Annotated in this window: 18 protein-coding genes and 1 riboswitch; of the genes, 4 read left to right on the top strand and 14 right to left on the bottom strand. The window is 71.7% G+C overall.

Features of this window, described 5'->3' with window-relative positions; genetic code table 11:
• The first annotated feature begins 38 nt into the window (after positions 1-38).
• Positions 39-1,364, top strand: coding sequence for a glycosyltransferase 87 family protein (locus tag AB0910_RS25965; protein ID WP_366747055.1), 1,326 nt, complete (start codon positions 39-41; stop codon positions 1,362-1,364).
• Here AB0910_RS25965 and AB0910_RS25960 read toward each other — a convergent pair.
• From AB0910_RS25960 to AB0910_RS25945, 4 genes are all read right to left on the bottom strand, one after another.
• A complete protein-coding gene (locus tag AB0910_RS25960; protein WP_366747075.1) occupies positions 1,321-2,493 on the bottom strand; it encodes a hypothetical protein in 1,173 nt (390 codons plus the stop codon). The genes AB0910_RS25965 and AB0910_RS25960 overlap by 44 nt on opposite strands.
• 146 nt (positions 2,494-2,639) lie before the next feature.
• Positions 2,640-3,677, bottom strand: coding sequence for a C40 family peptidase (locus AB0910_RS25955; RefSeq protein WP_366747054.1), 1,038 nt, complete (start codon positions 3,675-3,677; stop codon positions 2,640-2,642).
• Positions 3,678-3,921: 244 nt separating this feature from the next.
• Positions 3,922-4,959: an NlpC/P60 family protein gene (locus AB0910_RS25950; protein ID WP_366747053.1), complete on the bottom strand. Its 1,038-nt coding sequence runs from the start codon at positions 4,957-4,959 to the stop codon at positions 3,922-3,924.
• 334 nt (positions 4,960-5,293) lie between these two features.
• Positions 5,294-6,676, bottom strand: a complete 1,383-nt coding sequence (locus AB0910_RS25945) for an NYN domain-containing protein (protein WP_366747052.1) — start codon at positions 6,674-6,676, stop codon at positions 5,294-5,296.
• Between the two features lie 183 nt (positions 6,677-6,859).
• Between AB0910_RS25945 and AB0910_RS25940 the strand changes: the two genes are divergently transcribed.
• Both AB0910_RS25940 and AB0910_RS25935 read left to right on the top strand, forming a co-directional pair.
• On the top strand, positions 6,860-7,579 hold the full coding sequence (locus tag AB0910_RS25940; protein ID WP_366747051.1) for a rhomboid family intramembrane serine protease: 720 nt from the start codon (positions 6,860-6,862) through the stop codon (positions 7,577-7,579).
• A complete protein-coding gene (locus AB0910_RS25935) occupies positions 7,576-7,857 on the top strand; it encodes an Lrp/AsnC ligand binding domain-containing protein (protein ID WP_366747050.1) in 282 nt (93 codons plus the stop codon). Before AB0910_RS25940 ends, AB0910_RS25935 begins: the two co-directional genes overlap by 4 nt.
• A gap of 21 nt (positions 7,858-7,878) precedes the next feature.
• Here AB0910_RS25935 and AB0910_RS25930 read toward each other — a convergent pair whose 3' ends face one another.
• The 6 genes from AB0910_RS25930 to AB0910_RS25905 all read right to left on the bottom strand — a co-directional run bounded on the left by AB0910_RS25930 (position 7,879) and on the right by AB0910_RS25905 (position 14,942).
• Entirely contained in the window at positions 7,879-9,162 is a 1,284-nt protein-coding gene (locus tag AB0910_RS25930; protein ID WP_366747049.1) for an aminotransferase class V-fold PLP-dependent enzyme, read from the bottom strand.
• Between the two features lie 128 nt (positions 9,163-9,290).
• A riboswitch (SAM riboswitch) is annotated at positions 9,291-9,408 on the bottom strand.
• Between the two features lie 65 nt (positions 9,409-9,473).
• The gene (gene trpD / locus AB0910_RS25925; protein ID WP_366747048.1) at positions 9,474-10,574 is read right to left on the bottom strand and encodes an anthranilate phosphoribosyltransferase; all 1,101 of its coding nucleotides are present in this window, start codon (positions 10,572-10,574) and stop codon (positions 9,474-9,476) included.
• Between the two features lie 191 nt (positions 10,575-10,765).
• Positions 10,766-12,391 (bottom strand): ubiquinol-cytochrome c reductase cytochrome b subunit, encoded by a 1,626-nt coding sequence (locus tag AB0910_RS25920; protein ID WP_366747047.1) that lies wholly within the window; start codon positions 12,389-12,391, stop codon positions 10,766-10,768.
• Complete coding sequence (locus AB0910_RS25915) at positions 12,388-13,440, bottom strand: Rieske 2Fe-2S domain-containing protein (protein WP_366747046.1); 1,053 nt, start codon at positions 13,438-13,440, stop codon at positions 12,388-12,390. Before AB0910_RS25915 ends, AB0910_RS25920 begins: the two co-directional genes overlap by 4 nt.
• Positions 13,437-14,246 carry a c-type cytochrome gene (locus AB0910_RS25910; RefSeq protein ID WP_366747045.1) on the bottom strand — a complete coding sequence of 270 codons (810 nt, stop codon included), beginning with the start codon at positions 14,244-14,246 and terminating at the stop codon, positions 13,437-13,439. The genes AB0910_RS25915 and AB0910_RS25910 overlap by 4 nt, the downstream gene beginning before the upstream one ends.
• A gap of 75 nt (positions 14,247-14,321) precedes the next feature.
• Positions 14,322-14,942 carry a heme-copper oxidase subunit III gene (locus AB0910_RS25905; protein WP_366747044.1) on the bottom strand — a complete coding sequence of 207 codons (621 nt, stop codon included), beginning with the start codon at positions 14,940-14,942 and terminating at the stop codon, positions 14,322-14,324.
• A gap of 201 nt (positions 14,943-15,143) precedes the next feature.
• On the opposite strand from AB0910_RS25905, the gene AB0910_RS25900 reads away from it, so the two are divergent.
• A complete protein-coding gene (locus tag AB0910_RS25900; RefSeq protein WP_366747043.1) occupies positions 15,144-15,545 on the top strand; it encodes a hypothetical protein in 402 nt (133 codons plus the stop codon).
• Between the two features lie 146 nt (positions 15,546-15,691).
• On the opposite strand, the gene AB0910_RS25895 is transcribed toward AB0910_RS25900, so the two are convergent.
• The 4 genes from AB0910_RS25895 to coxB form a co-directional block, all read right to left on the bottom strand.
• Positions 15,692-16,981 (bottom strand): Ig-like domain-containing protein, encoded by a 1,290-nt coding sequence (locus AB0910_RS25895; protein WP_366747042.1) that lies wholly within the window; start codon positions 16,979-16,981, stop codon positions 15,692-15,694.
• Between the two features lie 108 nt (positions 16,982-17,089).
• Positions 17,090-17,488 carry a cytochrome c oxidase subunit 4 gene (locus AB0910_RS25890; protein WP_366747041.1) on the bottom strand — a complete coding sequence of 133 codons (399 nt, stop codon included), beginning with the start codon at positions 17,486-17,488 and terminating at the stop codon, positions 17,090-17,092.
• Positions 17,485-19,218 carry a cytochrome c oxidase subunit I gene (ctaD, locus tag AB0910_RS25885; RefSeq protein WP_366747040.1) on the bottom strand — a complete coding sequence of 578 codons (1,734 nt, stop codon included), beginning with the start codon at positions 19,216-19,218 and terminating at the stop codon, positions 17,485-17,487. Before ctaD ends, AB0910_RS25890 begins: the two co-directional genes overlap by 4 nt.
• Entirely contained in the window at positions 19,215-20,180 is a 966-nt protein-coding gene (coxB, locus tag AB0910_RS25880) for a cytochrome c oxidase subunit II (protein WP_366747039.1), read from the bottom strand. The genes ctaD and coxB overlap by 4 nt, the downstream gene beginning before the upstream one ends.
• Positions 20,181-20,421 lie beyond the last annotated feature (241 nt).

The following is a 20,421-nucleotide window of genomic DNA, read 5'->3' as shown; positions in this document are numbered from 1 at the left end:
CGTACGGGCAGCACGACGGGTACACGACGGGACGGTCAATGGCGGGCGCGCACACGGCACGGAGCACGGTCGGCGTGGGCGCCCTGTGGGCCCTGACGAGAGCGGCGCTGCTCCTGCTGGTGTTCAAGGTCCCGTGGTTCTGGCACCTGCCGGGTCCCGACGTGACGAGCGACGTGTCGGTGATCTACCACGGCTGGTACGAGGTGCTGAAGACCGGCACGTATCCCCTGACGGACGTGACCTGGCAGTACCCGCCCGCCGCCGCGTTCGCGATCCTCTCCCCCGCCCTGCTGCCGTTCCTCGGCTACGCCTCCGCCTTCTACGTGCTGGCGTGCGTGTGCGACGCGGCGGGCTTCGCGCTGCTGCTGCGCGCGGGCACCCGCCCCGGCAGGTCGACGCGGGGCGCCTGGGTGTGGACCGCGGGCATCGCGCTGCTCGGTCCGACCGCGTACGCGCGCTACGACGTGATGGTGACGGCGGTCGCCGTGGCGGCGCTGCTCGCGGGGATCGGCGGCGTGCGGCGGCGCAGGGCGGCGGGGGCCGCGGGCCGTCCGCGCCTGATGGGCGGCCTCGCGGGGCTCGGCGCCCTGCTGAAGGTGTGGCCGGTGCTGCTGCTCCTCGGCACCCCGCGCGGCCGGTGGACCCGCCTGTCGTGGGCGTCCGCCGTGATGGCGGGGGCTGCGGTGGTGCTGGTGTGCGCGCTGTACGGGCCCGGCGCCTTCGCCTTCCTCACCTTCCAGCGCGACCGCGGCACCGAGGTGGAGTCGCTCGGCTCGCTCGTCTTCCATGTGGCGCGGCACTTCGGCTGGCAGGGCCAGGTGCTGCTGAACTACGGGTCGGTCGAGTTCATGGGCCCGTACGTGTCGGCCGTCTCGGACGCGGCGCTCGGCCTGACGGTGCTCGGGTTTGGCTGGCTGCTGTGGTGGCGGGTGCGTGCGCGGGTGCTCACGGCGGCGACGCTGTGCGACGCGGCGTTCGTCGCGGTGCTGGTGTTCACCACGACGAGCCGGGTGATCAGCCCCCAGTACATGCTGTGGCTCGTGGGGCTCGCCGCGGTGTGCCTGGTGGTGCGGGAGAGCGCGATGGCGCCGCCCGCCGTGCTGGTGCTGCTGGCGACGGGGGTGACCCTGCTGGAGTTCCCCGGTGGCTTCGGCCACGTGGTCGCGAGCGACGCGCAGGGCATCGCGCTGCTCGCGGTCCGCAACGGACTGCTGGTGGCCGCGACGGTGACCGGGGCGCGCCGGCTGTGGCGGCGCACGGTGACCGGCGCGGTGCCCGGCGCCGCCGGCCCGGCGGACGGGGACGGGGACGGGGACGGGGTCAGCCGAGACGCCGCACCAGATACGCGCGCCACTGCCGGGTGAAGTCGGCCTGCGTGGTGCCGAGCACGTCGTGCAGCGCCCCTGCGACGGCACCCGTGCGCCCGTCGTGGGCGCCGACCGCGCGGTAGAAGGCGGCGAGCGCGGCGCCGCCCCACCGCTCGGCGATCAGCGAGCACGCGAGCCAGCTCTCCTCGTACGCCTCTGCCAGCGCGTCCTGGTCCGTGCCGAAGGCGAAGTCGGCGTCGGCCGGCAGCGCGCGCGGCGGTCCTTCCCGGCGCACGGACGCGAGGAGTTCGGGTGCGAGCGCGGCGGCGGTGCGCTTCGAGGCCCGGTACGCGGACCAGTCGGCGTACCCCTCGGACAGCCAGGTCGGGGTGGCCGCCGTGGTGGCGCCGCGGGTCGCCACATGGGTGGTCTCGTGGGTGAGCACGACCTGCTGCCCGAAGTCGCTGAGGGTGCCGTACGCGTCGGGGTTGACGATGATCCGGTCGGCCGGCGCGGCCCCGGCGCCGCCGGTCTCGCCCGTGGTGACGGCGGCGATGCCGCGACAGGCGGCGGGGGCGCGGCCGAGGAGGGCCGCCATCGCGTCGAGCGAGTCCGGTACGTAGACGACGACGCGGCGCTCCCAGCCGCCCGGCCACGCCCTGCCGGCCGCGGGCACGGCCCGGTCGGCCTCTGCGGCCACCATCCGCAGCCGCGCGGTGTCCTGGCCGACGCCGAGCACCAGGCTGCGGGCGCCCCGCACGGCCTCGACCCGGCCCTGCTGCCACAGCTGCTGCGCGCCGCCCGCGCCCGGCCGGTCCAGGGTCAGGTACCAGTGCCCCGAGCGGCGGCCGAACTCCAGGAAGCGCGGGGTGGTGACCGGGGCGGTGTCGTAGCCGGTGACGCGGTAGCGCAGCAGTGCGCGGACGGTGGCGGTGTCGCCGGTCCGGGCGACGTCGGTCACGTCGTAGCGCCAGGAGCTCAGCGGTACGGCGGCGAGGCCGGTGAACTCCGCGTCCTGGGCGGCCCGCAGCGCGCTGCCGCGCGGGTCGACGGCGGCGAGGTAGGCGGCGCGGTCGCGGTGCAGCACGGCGGCGGCGCGCCGGGCGAGGACCCGGCGCACGTCCTGCCCCGTGGTGTCGGCGGCGACGCGCGGCGACGCGGGCGCGCAGGCGGCGAGGGCGCACAGGGCGAGGCAGAGGGCGAGCAGGGAGCGCAGCCGCCGGGGGGCCGCGGGGCGGCCGGGTGCGGCACGGCGGCGCGCGCCGGGGATGCCGTACGGGACTGCCACGGTGCCGATCGTAGGGGGTGGGGGCGGCCGGTGTGCGCGGGTCGTCAGACCCGGGTGACGGAGGAGACGGGGAGCATGGTGACGGGGTCGTAGCGGACCCTGGCGCCCGGGTAGGGCGCGTGGACGACCTGGCCGTTGCCGACGTACATGGCGATGTGGCTGGCGTCCGCGCGGTAGGCGACGAGGTCGCCCGGGCGTGCCTCGGAGAGCGGGATCCGCCGGCCCGCGTACCGCTGGGCCTGCGAGGTGCGCGGCAGCGCCACGCCCGCCTGGGCGTAGGCCCACTGCATGAGCCCTGAGCAGTCGAAGCTGCCGGGGCCGCTCGCGCCCCAGGCGTACGGGCGGCCGAGCGCGGAGCGCACGGCGGCGACGGCAGCGGCGGCGCGCGCGGACGCGGGCCCCTCGGCCCCGGTGGGCAGGGTGAAGCGGTCGTCGGCGCGGGAGGCGCGGCCGTAGGGGTCGCGGTCGGCGGCCGGCAGAGCGGCGAGCAGCCGGCGCGCGTGGTCGAGCCTGCCCTGCACGGTGCGCTTGTGGCGGGCGACCGAGGCGCGGCCCGCGCGCAGGGCGGCGAGGTCGCGGGCGGTGGCCGCGCGCTGCTGGGCGAGCCCGCGCTCGGCGTCCTCCAGGCGGTGCAGCGCGCCGGACTCGCGGTCCCCGACCCGGTCGAGGAGGCTGGCGCGTTCGAGGTAGGTGTCGGGGTCGGAGGTCAGCAGCAGGGCGAGCGACGGGTCGACGCCGCCCGAGCGGTACTGGGCTCCGACGACCGAACTGAGCACGCCCCGCATGGTGTTGACGCGGGCCTGGCCCCGGGCGAGCGCGTCCTGCGCGGTGTGCAGCCGGGTGGTGAGCGCGTGGACGCGGTCGGTGGCGGCGTTGTACTGGTCGGTGGCGCGCTCGGCCTGCTCGTAGAGCGCGTCGACGGTGGCCCTGGTCGCCTCCGGGGAGTCCGCGGGCGCGGCGCCCGCGGGGGTGGCGCCGAGTGCGGCAGCCGCGCTCGCGGCGGCCGCCGAGAGTGCCACGACGGCTCCGCCGCGTGCTCCTCTGCCAGGACCTGACACCGGTGGACGGCGATGGGACACCACAGGAGCCGCACTCCTTCTTCCGCTGGACGCGCGGGTGCGCGCCGACGCGGCACGTGCCGCGCGGAAGCAGACAGTAGCCGTGCCGTCACGGGCGGACCAAAGACCGGCTCGCGGGCGGTGCGGGCACGTCGCGGAAGACCGTGAGGTCACCGGCGGGTCGCGGCGTCAGCAACGCGCCCCGCGACATCGCCCGTTCGGGCGGTGCGCGGGGCGCTGCGGCGGGGAAGCCGGTCCTGCGGGCGGCTCAGCCGACACGGACGCCGTACTCGAAGGGCATGTCGTCCATCGCCTCGTAGCGGACGCTGGCGCCGGGGTGCGGGGCGTGCAGCACCTGGCCGTTGCCCGCGTACATGCCGACGTGGCTGGCGTCGCCGAAGAAGATGACCAGGTCGCCGACCTGGAGCTGGTCGCGCGACAGGTGCGGTCCCGCGGCGCCCTGGGCCTGCGAGGTGCGCGGTATGGAGACGCCGGCCTGGGCGTAGGACCACATCATCAGGCCGGAGCAGTCGAAGGAGGAGGGGCCGGTGGCGCCGTAGACGTACGGGTCGCCGATCCGGGTCTGCGCCGCGGCGAAGGCGGCGGCGGCACGCTGCGAGGCGGGGACCGCGTTGCCCAGGTCCACCCGGGAGCTGGAGCGGTCGGCGCGCTGCGCGTCCTGCTGCTGGAGCTGGGCCCGCTGCTGGGCGGTGAGGGTGTTGAGCAGCTTCTGCGCGGTGGCGAGCTTGCCCTGGACCTCCTTCTTCTTGGCGCCCAGTTCCTTGCGGGTGTCCGCGAGGTCCTTCATCTTGCTCTGGGCCTCTTCGCGCTCCTGCGCGAGCTCCCGCTGCTTGGCCTGGATCTCCCGGAGCTGGTCGGCCTGCTTGGCGCTGACCTGGTCCATGGTGGACGCCTTGTCCAGGTACGTGTCCGGGTTGGCGGAGAGGAACAGCTGCACGGACGGGTCGATGCCGCCGGTGCGGTACTGGGCGGTGGCCATCGCACCGAGCGCGTCCCGCATCGTGTTGAGCTCGTCCTGGCCCCGGGCGACCTTGTCCTGGAGGTTGTCGACGTCCTTCTGGAGCTTGGACTCCTGGTCCTTCGCGCCGTCGTACTTCTCCGTCGCCTGCTCCGCCTGGTGGTAGAGGTCGTCGACCTTCGACTTGACGGCCTTGAGGTCCTTGCCCGCCGGCTTCGGATCGGCGTGCGCCGCCTGCGAGGTGAGGGCGACGGCGGCGGCGGCCGTGGCGGTGAGCACCGTGACACGGGTGCGGTTCGGCTGCTTGGGACGACGGTGGGACGCCACGAAGGCGAGCTCCTTCTTCCTCAACCGCCTGCTGGGACCGGCGTGCGCCGCCGCACGGCGGACTGCTCCGGTTCCGGCTCCGCGCGCCCGCTCCCCCGTATGAGCTGAACTACGCGAATTCGGCGGCACCTTCGCTGTTCGCCCCGGGTGGACGATCAACCGCGCGAAGGTTCGACCCGACCCTAGTGACCTTCTTGTGATCAGTTCAAATCCCAACGGCAAAAATCTTCGCCAGGAGGGCATAAAATACGGACTTTACACAGACAGTAATGGTCAGTTGACTTTCCGCTGCCCTGGGTAACCCTTCAATTCGGGCATTGTACGCAGGAGTTGCTCAGGACCGCGAAAGCCGCTTCAGCAGCAGAGCGGACGCGACGGGCCGCGCCCCCGCGGCGGCGACCCCGTCGGCCACCTCGCGGTCGGTGGAGACCACCACCACGGGCCGCCCCGGCGGCTCGGCCCGCACCAGCCGGCGGATCAGCTCATCGGCCGTGACGCCCGGTTTGGAGAACAGCACCCGCACGCCGCGCGGCGGCGCGAGCAGCACGGGCGCCGCCAGCTCGGCGCCGTCGAAGACGCAGGTCACCTCGGCGCCGCTCTGCGCAGCGAGCATCGAGAGGCCGCCGAGCAGCCGCAGCCGCTGCTTGTCCAGCGGCATCGTCGGATAGCCGGTCTTCGTCACGTTGTAGCCGTCGACCAGCAGATGCGTCTGCGGCAGCGCGAGCAGCTGGTCGAGGAGCGCGGGATCCGTCGCCGACAGGGCGCGCGCCGCCACGTCCTTGGGCGACATCCGCCCCGGCTCCACCGCGTCGACGGTGTCGGCCGGCCGGGCCGCGGCCGGGGGCAGCGCCAGCTCGCGCCGCAGCCCCTGCGCGGCGTCGAGGACCGTGTCGAGCAGCAGCCGCAGCCGCATGTCCTCCACCGAGCGGCCCTCGCGCGAGGCGCGGCGCGCCGCCTCCACGGCGGACTCCGCCTCCGTGAGGCGCGCGCGCACCCGCCGGGTCTCGCTCTCCGCCGCCGACACCTGGGCGGCCGCGTCGGCGCGCACCGCCTCCGTCTCGGCCGCGGCCTTGCGCAGCGCGGCCTCGCCGCGCTTCACGTCGCTGAGCGCGCTGCGCAGCTTGCGGTGGAGCGCCTCGGTCTCCCTGCGGGCCGCGGCGAGCTCCTCCCGCAGCCGCTCGGTCTCCGTGCGGGTCAGGGTCTTCGCCGCGGCGAGCTCCTCGCGCAGCCGTTCGAGCTCGCGCCGCGCCTCGTCGTCGGCGCGCTCGGCGTGCGCCCGCTCCGCCTCCTCGCCCGCGGCGACCACCAGCTTCACCCATCCGGGCGGCCGCAGTACGTACGCGGCGGCCGCGACGTCGACCGGATCGGCGGCGGCGGGCGGCGAGCCGGCCGCCACGGCGGCGGCGAGCTCGGGGTGCGCCTCCGCGTACCGCTCGCCGACGCGCTGCCTGAACAGGGGGTCGCTCTCCAGGGCCGCGGCCATCGCGGTGCCGCCGAACCTGGCGCGCCGCGCCGGGGTGAACCTGGCGTACTGGCGCAGCTGGGCCGGCAGCTCGGCGACGGTCAGCCCGCCGAAGGCGTCGGAGACCAGCGCGACGACCTTGCGCCGCACCCCTTCGGGCAGCGGCCTGTCGAACACCTCGGGCGGCTCGCCGCCGCTCGCTTCGGCCTCCTCGGCCGCACCGGTCGGCTCAGCCCCGCCGGCGGGCTGCTCCACGATCCGTCACCCCGCTACCTCGTGCTCCTTCCGGACGGCCTCTGGTGGACCGTCTCCCGGCGGCCCCGTGTCGCCACGGCGACGCCCTCGGTCCCGTAACCCTACGGCCTCCGCCCCCTCCGGAACCCGTCCATCCGGCGAGGCGGTCCGTCCCGGTCCGCCCCGGTGCGTCATGCTCTGTCGGTGAGCAGAAGGCGGACAGTGCGCGGCCCCGTGGTGACGTGTGCCCTGATCGGCCTGTGCTGCCTGGCCTTCCTGGTCAGTCCAGTGTCGGGCCTCGATCCCGCGTACGGGAAGGGCGAAGCGCTGCTGGCCGCGCAGAGCGCGTACTTCCAGCGCTGGGGCATCGTCCCCGGCCAGTTGACCTCCGGGGCGCCGCACGCGCTGGTCACCCCGCTGACCGCGCTGTTCGTGCACGGGAACTGGCTGCACCTGCTGGGGAACATGCTGTTCCTCTACGTCTTCGGCACGATGGCCGAGGAGCGCATGGGACGGCTCCACTTCGCCGTCTTCTACCTGGTGGTGGGCGCGCTGGCGATGTCCGCCTACGCCGTCGCCAACGCCGGGAGCTCGCAGACGCTCGTGGGCGCGTCCGGGGCGATCTCCGGGGTGCTCGGGGCGTTCCTCTTCCTCTTCCCGAAGGCCCGGGTGACCAGCCTCTTCCCGTTCCTCTTCTTTCTGCCGCTGCGCTTTCCCGCGTGGATCGTGCTGCTGTTCTGGTTCGCGCTCCAGTGGCTCGCCCAACGGCAGGCCCAGGGCGCGGCGGGCACCGGGCCCGAGGTCGCCTACCTGGCCCACCTGGTGGGGTTCACCTGCGGCTTCGGCTACGCGGCCGTGCGCTATCTGCGGCCCGGTAGAGTGAACGGCCAAGCCGTGGCCACCGAGGGAGAACGACAGCCGTGATCACCGCGATCGTGCTCATCAAGACCAGCGTCGACCGGATCCCCGAGATCGCCGAGTCGATCGCCGCGCTGGACTCCGTCACCGAGGTCTTCTCCGTCACCGGCACGTACGACCTGATCGCGATGGTGCGCGTGGGGCAGCACGAGGACCTGGCGGACGTGATTCCCGGCCGGATCAGCAAGATCCCCGGCGTCGAGGCGACCGACACGCACGTCGCGTTCCGCGCGTACTCCCAGCACGACCTGGAGACGGCGTTCTCGATCGGCCTCGACGCCTGAGCCCTGCCGGGCCGCGCCCGCTCAGGCGGTCAGCTCGCCCACGGCCCGCACGAACCGCTCGATGTGCTCCTCGGGCGTGCCCGCGCCGAAGCTGACCCGCACCGCGTTGAGCGGCCCCTCGCCGCAGTCCGCGCCCCCTCCCGCGGCCGCGCCGGTCAGCAGCCGCACCAGCGGGTGCGCGCAGAACAGCCCGTCGCGCACGCCGATCCCGTACCGGTCCGAGAGCGCGGCGGCGAAGGCGGAGCTGTCCTGCCCCTCGACGACGAACGACACCACGCCGACCCGGTGCGCGCCCTCGCCGAACAGGCTCAGCACCCGCACCCCCGGCAGCTCGGCGAGGCCGGAGACGAGCCGGCCGAGCAGCAGCTGCTCCCGCGCCGCGAGGTTCTCGAATCCGGCCTCGGTGAGCGCCCGGCAGGCGGAGGCGATGGCGTAGGCGCCGACCACGTTGGGCGAGCCGGCCTCGTGCCGGGAGTCGTCGGTGTTCCAGTCGGTCTCGACCCCGCCGTCCCCGGTACGCGCGACCCGCCGGGTGGCGCCGCCACCCGCCAGGTACGGCGCGGCCTCGCGCAGCCAGTCGGCGCGGCCGGCGAGGACGCCCGCGCCGAACGGCGCGTACAGCTTGTGGCCGGAGAAGGCGACCCAGTCCACGTCGAGCGCGGCCACGTCGACCGGCAGGTGCGGCACCAGCTGCGCCGCGTCCAGCACGATCCGGGCGCCGTGCCGGTGCGCGGCGGCGGCCAGCTCGGGCACCGGCCACAGCTCGCCCGTCACATTGGACGCGCCCGTCACGCAGACCAGCGCGGGCCGCGCCGTGTCGCGGGCCGCCAGCGCCGCCTCCAGCGTGGCGACCGCCGCGACCGGTGAGCGCGGCGCGTCGAGGTACGTCACGGAGGCGGTGCGCTGCCACGGCAGCAGCGCCGCGTGGTGCTCGGTCTCGAAGACGAAGACCTCGCACCCCTCGGGCAGGGACGTGGCCAGCAGGTTCAGCGAGTCTGTGGTGGAGCGGGTGAAGACGACCCGGTCGTCGGGGCGGCAGCCGAGGAAGGCGGCGACGGTGCGCCTGCTCTCCTCGAACAGGTCGGTGGAGAGCCGCGAGAGGTGGCCGGCGCCGCGGTGCACGCTGCCGTAGTACGGCAGGTACGCGGCGACGTCCTCCCACACGCGCCGCAGCGCGGGCGCGCTCGCCGCGTAGTCGAGCGCGGCGTACGGGATCTCGGTGCCGTCGGCGAGCGGGGCGCAGACCTCGGTGCCGAGCACGGGCAGCGGGGCAGGGGTGACGGGGGCATCCAGGTGTACGGACATGGCGAAGCCTTCTGGGGTGCGAAACGAGTGCCTGAGGCGGCGGGGACACGGAGGGGCGCTCTGCGCCTATCGCATTCGCATGGGTACGGCAGCTCCCTCTGAGGACCTGGACCCCAGTGGAGACTAAGGGCCCGCGCTTGCCGCGGACCTCGCTGCCCACGGCCTGGTCTTCACCCGGGGCACCCCGCCACGGACGGAGGGTTGCCGGACAGCGGGCCGGGGCCGTAGTCGCTGTCACTCATGACCTTGGCCGCGAGTATGCCACACGCGTACGAGCCCTCCGCAAGTCCCCCCGTGGCGCCTGCGGCCGCTCAGCGGCCTGAACGGGCGTCACGGGGACGCGCGGTCTCGCGGTTGGTGGCCGCGACCCAGCCCGCCAGGGCCCGCGCCGCGGCGCCCGAGTCGACGGACTCCGCGGCCCTGGCGAGGCCCGCGGCCAGCTGGACGTCGAGCGCGTCGTCGGTCTGGTCGAGGGCGACCAGCGCCGCGGCCGCGTTGAGCAGGACCGCGTCGCGCACCGGGCCGTGCTCGCCGGCGAACAGCCGGCGCGCGACGTCCGCGTTGTACGAGGCGTCCTGGCCGCGCAGCGCCGAGACGGGCACGATGTCGAGGCCGACGGAGCGCGGGTCGAACGGCTCCTCGCCGACGGCGCCGTCCCGCACCCGCCACACCCGGGACGTCGCCGTCGTGGTCAGCTCGTCGAGGCCGTCGTCGCCGCGGAAGACCAGCGCGGAGTTGCCGCGCTCGGCCAGCACGCCGGCGACGATCGGCGCCATCCTGGCGTCGGCGACGCCGACGGCCTGCGCCCGTACGCGCGCCGGGTTGGTCAGCGGCCCCAGGATGTTGAACGTGGTCTGCGCGCCCAGCTCGCGGCGCGCGGTCGCCGCGTGCCGCAGCGCGGGGTGGAACCTGACCGCGAAGCAGAAGGTGATGCCCGCCTCCTCGGCCACCTCGGCCACCCGCTCGGGGCTCAGGTCCAGGTTGACGCCGAGCTTCTCCAGCACGTCCGACGCGCCGCTCTGCGACGACGAGGCGCGGCTGCCGTGCTTGACGACCTTCGCGCCGGTGCCCGCCACCACGACCGCGGCCATGGTGGAGATGTTGACGGTCTTCGCGAGGTCGCCGCCGGTGCCGACGATGTCGACGGTGCGGCCGGGCACCTCGATGGTGCGGGCGTGCTCGTACATCGCCCTGACCAGGCCCGCGACCTCCTCGACCGTCTCGCCCTTGGCGCGCAGCGCCACCGCGAACCCGGCGATCTGCGCGTCGGTTGCCTCGCCGCTCATGATGCGGTCCATCGCCCAGGCCGTCTGCCCGGCGTCGAGGTCCTCGCCCCGCAGCAGCGCGTTCAGCACACCAGGCCAGGACGGGGCCGCCGCGGTGTCGCCTCCGGCGGGGGTCACAGCGCTCATGGTCGCTCCTGGGGTGGGTGGGGCCGCCGGCGGCCTGCCGGGGCGTGCGGCGGGCCGCGCCGCCGCTGGCGACAGCCTATCGGCGGGCGGGCGCAGGCCGGGCGCGGGGACGCACACGCGGCCGGGCCCCGGCCAGGACCCCTTGCGGGGACCCGGCCGGGGCCCGGTGCGTGGCGGACAGCGGTGCGGGATCAGTGGTGGCCGTGGCCGCTCGTGATCTCCTTGTACTCCTCGGCGGTCGGCTTGGGGATCTGGTTGCCCTCGCCGTAGTAGCCCTTGCTCAGGCGCGCCCGCAGCTTCTCGCCGCGACCGATCCTGCGCCGTACGCCGTTCTCGTCGACGGTCTCGCCGATCTCCAGCGGCTCGTACTGCTCGTGCGCGGTGAGCTTGAAGAGGTCCGCCTGGTCGAGCGGGGTGTGGACCTCGACGAACTCGCCGTGCGGCAGCCGCTTGATGAGGCCGGACTCCCGCCCGTGCAGGACCTTCTCCGCGTCGCGCCGCTGCAGGCCCATGCAGACCCGCTTGGTGATGATGAAGACGAGGACCGGCACGACGAAGAAGGCGACGCGCACGAACCAGGTGATCGCGTTGATCGACAGGTGGAAGTGCGTGGCCCAGAGGTCGTTGCCGCCACCGACGAGCAGGACGAAGTACCAGGAGATCCACGCGGCACCGAAGCCGGTGCGGGTCGGCGCGTTGCGCGGCCGGTCCGCGATGTGGTGCTCGCGCTTGTCCCCGGTGACCCAGGCCTCGATGAACGGGTAGACCGCGATCGCGGCGAGCACCAGCGGGAAGATCACCAGCGGGATGAACACGCCGAGGACCAGCGTGTGGCCCGCGAAGTTGATCTCCCAGCCCGGCATCACGCGGATCAGGCCCTCGGAGAAGCCCATGTACCAGTCGGGCTGGGCGCCGGTCGACACCTGGTCGGGCCGGTAGGGGCCGATCGCCCAGATCGGGTTGATCGTGGCGATCGCGGCGACCATCGCGATCAGGCCGAAGACCAGGAAGAAGAAGCCGCCGGCCTTGGCCATGTAGATCGGCAGCAGCGGCATGCCGACGACGTTCTTCTCCGTGCGGCCGGGGCCCGCGAACTGCGTGTGCTTGTGGTAGAAGACCAGGATCAGGTGGGCCGCCACCAGGCCGAGCATGATGCCGGGCAGCAGCAGGATGTGGATCGAGTAGAACCGGGCGACGAAGTCGCCGCCGGGGAACTCGCCGCCGTAGAGGAACATCGACAGGTACGTGCCGACGATCGGCACGGACAGGATCGCGCCCTCCATGAAGCGGACACCGGTGCCGGAGAGCAGGTCGTCGGGGAGCGAGTAGCCGGTGAAGCCGGTGAACATGCCCAGGACGAACAGCAGGAAGCCGAACAGCCAGTTGACCTCGCGCGGCTTGCGGAACGCGCCGGTGAAGAACACGCGCATCATGTGCACGAACATCGCCGCGAGGAAGATGAGCGCGGCCCAGTGGTGGATCTGCCGGATCAGCAGGCCGCCGCGGACGTCGAAGCTGATGTTCAGCGTGGAGCTGAAGGCCTCGGACATCCGGATGCCCTGCAGCGGGACGTAACTGCCGTGGTAGACCACCTCGTTCATCGACGGGTGGAAGAACAGCGTCAGGTACACACCCGTGAGGATGATGATGATGAAGCTGTAGAGCGAGACCTCACCGAGCATGAAGGACCAGTGGTCCGGGAAGATCTTGCGCATGTTGGCCTTGGCCAGGGAGTAGATCCCCAGCCGGCCGTCGGCCCAGTCCGCGAGGCGCTCGCCCGCGGGTACCTGGCGGTTGTCGTCGCTCGGAGTACTCATCCGCGCTCCCAGAAGGCAGGACCGACGGGCTGGTCGAAGTCGCCGAGCGCCTCCAGGTTGCCCTGGCCGTTCACGCCGATCCGCAGCTGCGGGAGGGGGTGGCCGGCCGGGCCGAAGATGACCTTGGCGCCGTCGGAGAGGTCGAAGGTGGACTGGTGGCACGGGCACAGAACGTGGTGCGTCTGCTGCTCGTAGAGGCTGATGGGGCAGCCGACGTGGGTGCAGATCTTCGAGTAGGCCACGATGCCCTGGTGGGACCAGTCCAGCTCGCGCTTGTCCTTGATCTCGTCCGGCTGGATGCGGACGATCATCAGGGCCGCCTTGGCGATCTGCTCCTGGAAGTCCTCGCTGTCCTCCTTCAGCCCCTCGGGCATGGCGAAGGTGAGCGAGCCCACGGAGACGTCCTCGGGGCGCAGCGGCTGCATCGTGTTCATGTTGATGAGCTGCTTGCCCTTGGCCCACATGGTGGAGCGCAGCTTCTTCTCCGGCAGCGGACCGAGGTCGCGCAGGAGCATCACGCCGGAGAGCGGGACGAGCGCCATGGCGCCGAACAGGGTGTTGCGCACCAGCTTGCGGCGGCCGAAGCCGGACTCGGCTGCGCCGTCGGCGAAGTCCTGCATGACCTTCGCGCGGACCTCGGGCGGCGCCTCGATGGCGTGCCGGTCGTCGGGGACCTCGCGGTCCGACATCAGGGTCCTGGCCCAGTGCACGGCGCCTGCGCCGATGCAGAACAGCGCGATGCCGAGCGTGATGCCCAGGGCGAAGTTCAGGATGCTGACGTGCCCGAACGGGAAGATGTAGACGATCTTGTCGACCGGGAACGCCACGTACGAGGCGATGAACGCCACGGTGGCCAGCATCGAGAGGACGAACAGGAAGGCGACGGTGCGCTCGGACCGCTTGGCGGCCCGCTCGTCGATGTCCTGGATGCGCGGCAGGTGCGGGGGGAGCCCCGGGTCCGCGAACGGGTCCTCTTCACCGCGGGCGAGGGGGCCGTGTGCCTGCTCGCTCGGCAGGTGCGCTTCTGAGGGGGTGTCGTGGGTGCTCATGACTTCTTGGCCTTAGCGGTGTGGGCCGCGATCCAGACGGCGACGGCGATGAGGGCGCCCAGACCGAAGATCCAGGCGAACAGGCCCTCACTGACGGGGCCGAGGCCGCCGAGCTTCAGACCGCCGGGCGACGCGGACTGCGAGCCGTTGACCGTCTTGATGTAGGCGATGATCTCCTGCTTCTGCTTCGTCGGCATCGTCGTGTCCGGGAAGGACGGCATGTTCTGCGGGCCGGACTGCATGGCCTCGTAGATGTGCTTCGCCGAGACGCCTTCGAGATCGGGCGCGAACTTGCCGTTCGTCAGCGCGCCGCCCTCACCGCTGAAGTTGTGGCACTGGGTGCAGTTCGTGCGGAAGAGTTCGCCGCCCTTGGCGACGTCCGATCCTGCGGGGTTGTACTCCTGCGAGGTCGGGACGTTCGGACCGGCACCGAGCGAGGCGATGTACGCGGCGAGCTGGTCGATCTGCCCCTGCGAGTACTGGACCTTCTTCTTCTCGATCTGCGGGCCGGGCTGCTGGGCGGGCATGCGGCCGGTGCCGACCTGGAAGTCCACGGCCGCGGCGCCCACGCCGACCAGGCTGGGGCCGTCGGAGCTGCCCTGACCACCGGTTCCGTGGCAGCTGGCACAGCCGACGTCGTACAGCTTCTTGCCCTCGTCGATGGCGAGGGACTGGGCGGAAGTGTCAGCTTGCGCCTTGTCCGCGGGCGCGAACGCGGCGTACAGCCCCCCTGTGGCCGCCAGCGCGAGGAGTAGGACGACGACCGCCGCCAGCGGGTGGCGTCGTCGTGCGGAGAGCTTTTTCACGGATTACCCCGGTGTCAGGATCTTCTGCGTCGGTGCTTCTGGAGTGTGTGCGAGCGCGTCGGGCGCGAGGCCCCGCTACTTGATCAGGTAGATCGTGGCGAAAAGGCCGATCCAGACGACATCGACGAAGTGCCAGTAGTAGGACACGACGATGGCGGCCGTAGCCTGCTCGTGGGTGAATCTCTTGGCCACGTACGTACGGCCGAGCACGAACAGGAAGGCGATGAGGCCGCCCGTCACGTGCATGCCGTGGAAGCCGGTGGTCAGGTAGAACACCGAACCGTACGGGTCGGAGGAGAGCGAGATGCCGTCCTCCTTGACCAGGTTCGTGTACTCGAAGATCTGGCCGCCGATGAAGATCGCACCCATGACGAACGTGACCACGAACCAGGCCCTGAGCTTCTTCACGTCGCCGCGCTCGGCGGCGAACACGCCGAGCTGGCAGGTGAGGGAGGAGAGCACCAGGATCGTGGTGTTGCCCGCGGAGAACGGGACGTTCAGGTGCGAGGCCATGGACTGCCAGTGGGCCTCGCCCGTCACCGAACGCAGGGTGAAGTACATCGCGAAGAGGGCCGCGAAGAACATCAGCTCGGAACTCAACCAGATGATCGTTCCGACGCTGGTGAGGTTCGGCCGATTGACCGTCGGGTGCGCGGGCCCGGTTTCTACTGTCGTTGCTGTCGCCACGACCGACATTATGTCGGTCGCTTATCCCGCCCTCACTCCCGGGGGTCCCGTTCGGTGTGTCTATGGCCTGTGTCCAGCCCGAACGGCTCAGTCGGCAGCCGTCCTTACCGGTGCTGACAGGGCGTGGGACGGAGTAGCATCCGGGCCACCGGTCCGACGGCGGGCGACCCGTCACGGGCCCTCGCAGACGCCTCAAACCATGGAGGAACAATGCGGCCGACCGCCACCGTGCTTGTCTACAGCGACGACGCCAACACCCGCGAGCAGGTCCGGCTGGCCGCGGGGCGCAGGCCCGCCGCCGACGTGCCGGAGGTCGAGTTCCTGGAGTGCGCGACGCTGCCCGCCGTGCTCGACGCCCTCGACCGGGGCGGGGTGGACGCCTGCGTGCTGGACGGGGAGGCCGTCCCCGCCGGCGGCATGGGGGTGTGCCGGCAGATCAAGGACGAGGTCTTCCGCTGCCCGCCGGTGCTGCTGCTGATCGGCAGGCCGCAGGACGCCTGGCTCGCGACGTGGAGCCGCGCCGACGCCGCCGTCACTCTTCCGGTGGAACCTGTGGACCTCGCCGAGGCGCTCGCCTCGCTGCTGCGCCGCAGGCTCGCCGTGGACGCCTGAGCTCCCGCGGCGGTGGGCTCCCGGGTGCCCTGCGTCCTGGATCCGCCGTCCCGCCGACGCGCCGGTGCCGCCCCTGGGCCCTGTGAGAGGGCTCAGGGGCGGCACCGTGCCGTTCCCCGCGTGCTGCGGTGCGTGCGCGCCGCGGGTCAGACCGCGGGGCGCAGGCGCGACGCCTGGACGACGTTCTGCGAGGAGTTGACGGCGCTCTTGTCGCCGGTGGCGGACCCGCCCCCCTGTATCGCGGAGCCCTTCTGCCACTTCTTCCAGTCGAGGTTCCAGTCGCCGTAGCCGTTGCCGAACGGCTCCATCTCGTCGCCGCCGCTGTTGACGACCTGCACGACGTCGCCGGGGCGCACCGTGTCGAAGAACCACTCGGCGTCGTCGGTCGACATGCCGACACAGCCGTGGCTGACGTTGGCGGCACCCTGCGAGCCCACCGACCAGGGCGCCGCGTGCACGTACTCGCCGCTCCAGGTCACCCGGGTGGCCCAGTGCACCGGCAGGTCGTAGGAGTCGGAGCTGCCCGCGGCGATGCCGACGGTGGAGCTCTTCATCTGGACGAACGACTGCTTCTCCAGGACGACCTTGATGCCGTCGCGGGTCTCGAAGCCCGGCTTGCCCGTGGTGACCGGCAGGTCGTTGATCTCCTTGCCGTCCCTGTACACCTTCATCCGGTGCTCCGCCGCGTCGGTGACGGCGATCAGGCGGTCGCCCGTGGTGATGCCGAGGGGCTTGGACGCGGCGCCGTAGAGCTTGCCCTCGACCTTCACGCCGCCGAGGTTGCTCGTCGCCCTGATGCTGGCGTGGCTCGGCCAGTACTGCTGCGGCCGGTAGTGCAGATGGGTGGAGTCGACCCAGTACCAGGAGCCCTCGGTCGCGGGTACGGAGGTGACCTTGAGGGAGCGCTCCACGACGGCGCGCGCGGCCTGCGACTTCACCGGGGCGCTGAGCTTCGCCGTGATCGGCTCGCCCACGCCGTACTCGCCGCCCTCGGGTCCGAAGGTGACCTTCAGCTGCTTGCTGGAGGGCGGGGGCGCGGTGTCGAAGGAGAGGGTGCGGGTGCCGGGCTTGCCGTCGTCGTTCTCCGTGGCGACCCGCACGGTGTAGCGGGTGCCCGCGGTGAGCGGTGCGGTGGAGTGCCAGCGCATGCCGTCGGCGGCGAGTTCGCCCGCGAGGTGGTGGCCGGCGGTGTCGACGGCGGTGACGTCGGTGATCCGCCCGTCGCCGTCCTTGGCGGTGATCTCCAGGGGCTTGTTCAGGGCCACCGGCTTCTTGTCGTGGCCGGCCGTCCCGAACGAGACCTGGTCGGCCGCGTCGTAGGGGTGGGTGGAGAGCTTCCCGCTGTCGGTGCCGCCGCACGCCGCGGCGCCCGCGCCGAGGGACGCGAGCAGCAGGGCGCAGCCGGCAACGGTGCGGTAGCGAGGCGTGTCGTTCATGGCCTCACGCTATGAAGGTTCGTCACCTCTGGCGCGACGGGTGTGGCAAAAGAGGGACCCGGACCCTCCGCGTCGGAGTGTCCGGGTCCCTCGCCGTGGCGCCGTGTGCTACTGGTTGCGGTTCTCGCCGTGGTAGTACTCGAAGACCCAGCCCCACAGGCCGAGCATGATGAGCGGCGCCGAGAAGTACAGCAGCCACCAGCCCATCGCGACGGCGAGGAAGGCGAGCGCGCCGCCGATGCCCAGCGAGACGGGGGCCCAGCTGTGCGGGGAGAAGAACCCGACCTCGCCGGCCTCGTCCGCGACGTCGGCCTCCTTGTCGTCCTGCGCCAGCTCGTCCATGCGGCGGGCCGTGAAGGACAGGTAGAAGCCGATCATCAGTGCCAGGCCGAAGGCCAGGAACAGCGCGACCGTGCCGGCGGTCTCGCGCGACCAGTACCCGTAGACGATCGCGACGACCAGGACGAAGAGGCTCAGCCAGAGAAAGAGCCGTCCTTGGATCTTCACTTGCCGGCCTCCTTGCCGGTGCTGCCTGCCAGGGCCTTGTCACCCTCGACGTGGGCGAGCTGGTCCAGGGCCGCGATCTCCGGGTGGTGCAGGTCGAACGCCGGGGATTCGGAGCGGATGCGCGGCAGCGTGAGGAAGTTGTGCCGCGGCGGCGGGCACGAGGTGGCCCACTCCAGCGAACGGCCGTAGCCCCACGGGTCGTCGACCTCGATCTTCTTGCCGTACTTGGCGGTCTTCCAGACGTTGTAGAAGAACGGCAGGATCGACAGGCCGAGCAGGAAGGAGCTGATCGTCGAGATCGTGTTCAGCGTGGTGAAGCCGTCGCTCGCCAGGTAGTCCGCGTAGCGGCGCGGCATGCCCTCGGCGCCCAGCCAGTGCTGGACGAGGAACGTGCCGTGGAACCCGACGAACAGCGTCCAGAACGTGATCTTGCCGAGCCGCTCGTCCAGCATCTTGCCGGTGAACTTGGGCCACCAGAAGTGGAATCCCGCGAACATCGCGAACACCACGGTGCCGAACACCACGTAGTGGAAGTGCGCCACCACGAAGTACGAATCGGAGATGTGGAAGTCGAGCGGCGGGGAGGCCAGGATGACGCCGGTGAGGCCGCCGAAGGCGAAGGTGATCAGGAAGCCGATCGACCAGAGCATCGGGGTCTCGAAGGAGAGCGACCCCTTCCACATGGTGCCGATCCAGTTGAAGAACTTCACACCGGTCGGTACCGCGATGAGGAAGGTCATGAAGGAGAAGAACGGCAGGAGCACACCGCCGGTCACGTACATGTGGTGCGCCCACACGGTCACGGAGAGGCCGGCGATGGAGATCGTCGCGGCGACCAGGCCGATGTAGCCGAACATCGGCTTGCGGCTGAAGACCGGGATGACCTCGGAGATGATCCCGAAGAACGGGATCGCGATGATGTACACCTCTGGATGGCCGAAGAACCAGAAGAGGTGTTGCCAGAGCAGTGCCCCGCCGTTGGCGGCGTCGAAGACGTGCGCCCCGAACTTCCGGTCGGCCTCCAGGGCGAACAGGGCGGCGGCCAGCACCGGGAAGGCGAGCAGGACCAGCACACCGGTCAGCAGCACGTTCCACGTGAAGATCGGCATCCGGAACATCGTCATGCCGGGCGCGCGCATGCAGATGATCGTGGTGATGAAGTTGACCGAGCCGAGGATCGTGCCGAAGCCGGAGAAGGCGAGGCCCATGATCCACAGGTCGCCGCCGACGCCGGGCGAGTTGACCGCGCTGGACAGCGGCGAGTAGGCGAACCAGCCGAAGTCGGCCGCGCCCTGGGGGGTGAGGAAGCCGCCGACCGCGATGAGCGAGCCGAACAGGTAGAGCCAGTACGCGAAGGCGTTGAGCCGCGGGAACGCCACGTCGGGCGCGCCGATCTGGAGCGGCATGATCCAGTTCGCGAACCCGGCGAACAGCGGCGTCGCGAACATCAGCAGCATGATCGTGCCGTGCATCGTGAACGCCTGGTTGAACTGCTCGTTCGACAGGATCTGGAGGCCGGGCCTGGCCAGCTCCGCACGCATCACGAGGGCGAGCAGGCCGCCGATGCAGAAGAACGCGAACGACGTGATCAGGTAGAGCGACCCGATCGTCTTGTGGTCGGTCGTGGTCACCCACTTCACGACCACGTTTCCCGGCTGCCGGCTGCGCACAGGCAGCTCGTCCGCGTACGCGTCCTCGGCACCCTTGGATTGTTCGTTGAGGATGCTCACAGTGTCTTGTCCTCCGCGTTCCTGGCCGGACCCGTCTGGGCGATGCCCGCCGGGACGTAGCCGTTCTGGCCCTTCTTCGCCAGGTCCTTCAGGTGCTGCTCGTAGCGCTCCGGAGAGACGATCTTGACGTTGAAGAGCATCCGCGAGTGGTCCACGCCGCACAGCTCGGCGCACTTGCCGCGGAAGGTGCCTTCCTGGGTCGGCGTGACCTCGAAGGAGTTGGTGTGACCGGGGATGACGTCCATCTTCATGAGGAAGGGCAGCACCCAGAAGTCATGGATGACGTCACGCGACGTCAGGATGAACCGCACCTTCTGGCCCTTGGGGAGCCAGAGCGTCGGTCCCGGGTTCCCGGTCTGCGGGTTGCGCTCGGCCGGCACGCCCGCGTCGTAGACACCCTCGGCGCCCTTGGGGAACGCCTTCGTGAACTTGTCCGGGATGGCGCTGAGCTCGCTCGGGATCCTGGAGCCCGTCGAGTCGTTGCCGTCCACGTTCTCGACGTAGTTGAAGGCCCAGCTCCACTGGTAGCCGACCACGTTGATCGTGTGGGCGGGCTTGGGAGACAGGTCGAGGAGCTTGGACTCGTCGCGCGCGGTGAAGTAGAAGAACACCGACACGACGATCAGCGGCACCACCGTGTACAGCATCTCGATGGGGAGGTTGTACCGGGTCTGCGGCGGCACCTCCACCTTCGTGCGGCTGCGCCGGTGGAAGATGACGCTCCAGATGATCAGGCCCCAGACGAGGACGCCGACCACCAGCGCCGCCGCCCACGATCCCTGCCAGAGGGAGAGGATCCGAGGTCCCTGCTCCGTGACCGGAGTCGGTAGACCAAGGCGTGGGAAATCCTTGTAAGAGCAACCGGTGGCGGTCACCATGATCAGGCCCGCGGTCAGCACCACCTGCGGCAGCTTCCGCCGCATCGGGCGCCGCGACGAGCGGTCGGAGCCGTTGGGACTCACGTAGCGCCTTCCCGAGAGTCTCGCCCGCGCGGCCGGCTGCGGCCGTCTCGGTCGTCGCCGGCCCGGTCACGGGCAGGGGTTTGATGTTTATGCGGACCAAACCCTACTGGACGCTATTTGGCGTCGCGCGGGGAGGGTGCCCAACGCGCCGTCCGAGTCCCCGAAGGGATTCAACCCCCGCTCACGCCCCGCATCTGACGCTCCTTCCGGCCCCGCCTGAGGGGTCCGGGTTAGCCTCGCG

The organism is Streptomyces sp. NPDC047002 (assembly GCF_040704505.1).
In the GTDB taxonomy this organism is placed as follows: Bacteria; Actinomycetota; Actinomycetes; order Streptomycetales; family Streptomycetaceae; genus Streptomyces.
The sequence above is the reverse complement of the archived record's forward strand: the minus strand, read 5'-3'. Positions and strand labels throughout refer to the sequence as shown.

What these genes read in the sequence shown, in the direction of transcription:
- AB0910_RS25900 (WP_366747043.1), top strand. Translation starts at nt 15,144, where the DNA reads ATGCGGCCGACCGCCACCGTGCTTGTCTACAGCGACGACGCCAACACC.
- AB0910_RS25915 (WP_366747046.1), bottom strand. Translation starts at nt 13,440, where the DNA reads ATGAGCACCCACGACACCCCCTCAGAAGCGCACCTGCCGAGCGAGCAG.
- AB0910_RS25895 (WP_366747042.1), bottom strand. Translation starts at nt 16,981, where the DNA reads ATGAACGACACGCCTCGCTACCGCACCGTTGCCGGCTGCGCCCTGCTG.
- AB0910_RS25905 (WP_366747044.1), bottom strand. Translation starts at nt 14,942, where the DNA reads ATGTCGGTCGTGGCGACAGCAACGACAGTAGAAACCGGGCCCGCGCAC.
- AB0910_RS25965 (WP_366747055.1), top strand. Translation starts at nt 39, where the DNA reads ATGGCGGGCGCGCACACGGCACGGAGCACGGTCGGCGTGGGCGCCCTG.
- AB0910_RS25930 (WP_366747049.1), bottom strand. Translation starts at nt 9,162, where the DNA reads ATGTCCGTACACCTGGATGCCCCCGTCACCCCTGCCCCGCTGCCCGTG.
- AB0910_RS25920 (WP_366747047.1), bottom strand. Translation starts at nt 12,391, where the DNA reads ATGAGTACTCCGAGCGACGACAACCGCCAGGTACCCGCGGGCGAGCGC.
- trpD (WP_366747048.1), bottom strand. Translation starts at nt 10,574, where the DNA reads ATGAGCGCTGTGACCCCCGCCGGAGGCGACACCGCGGCGGCCCCGTCC.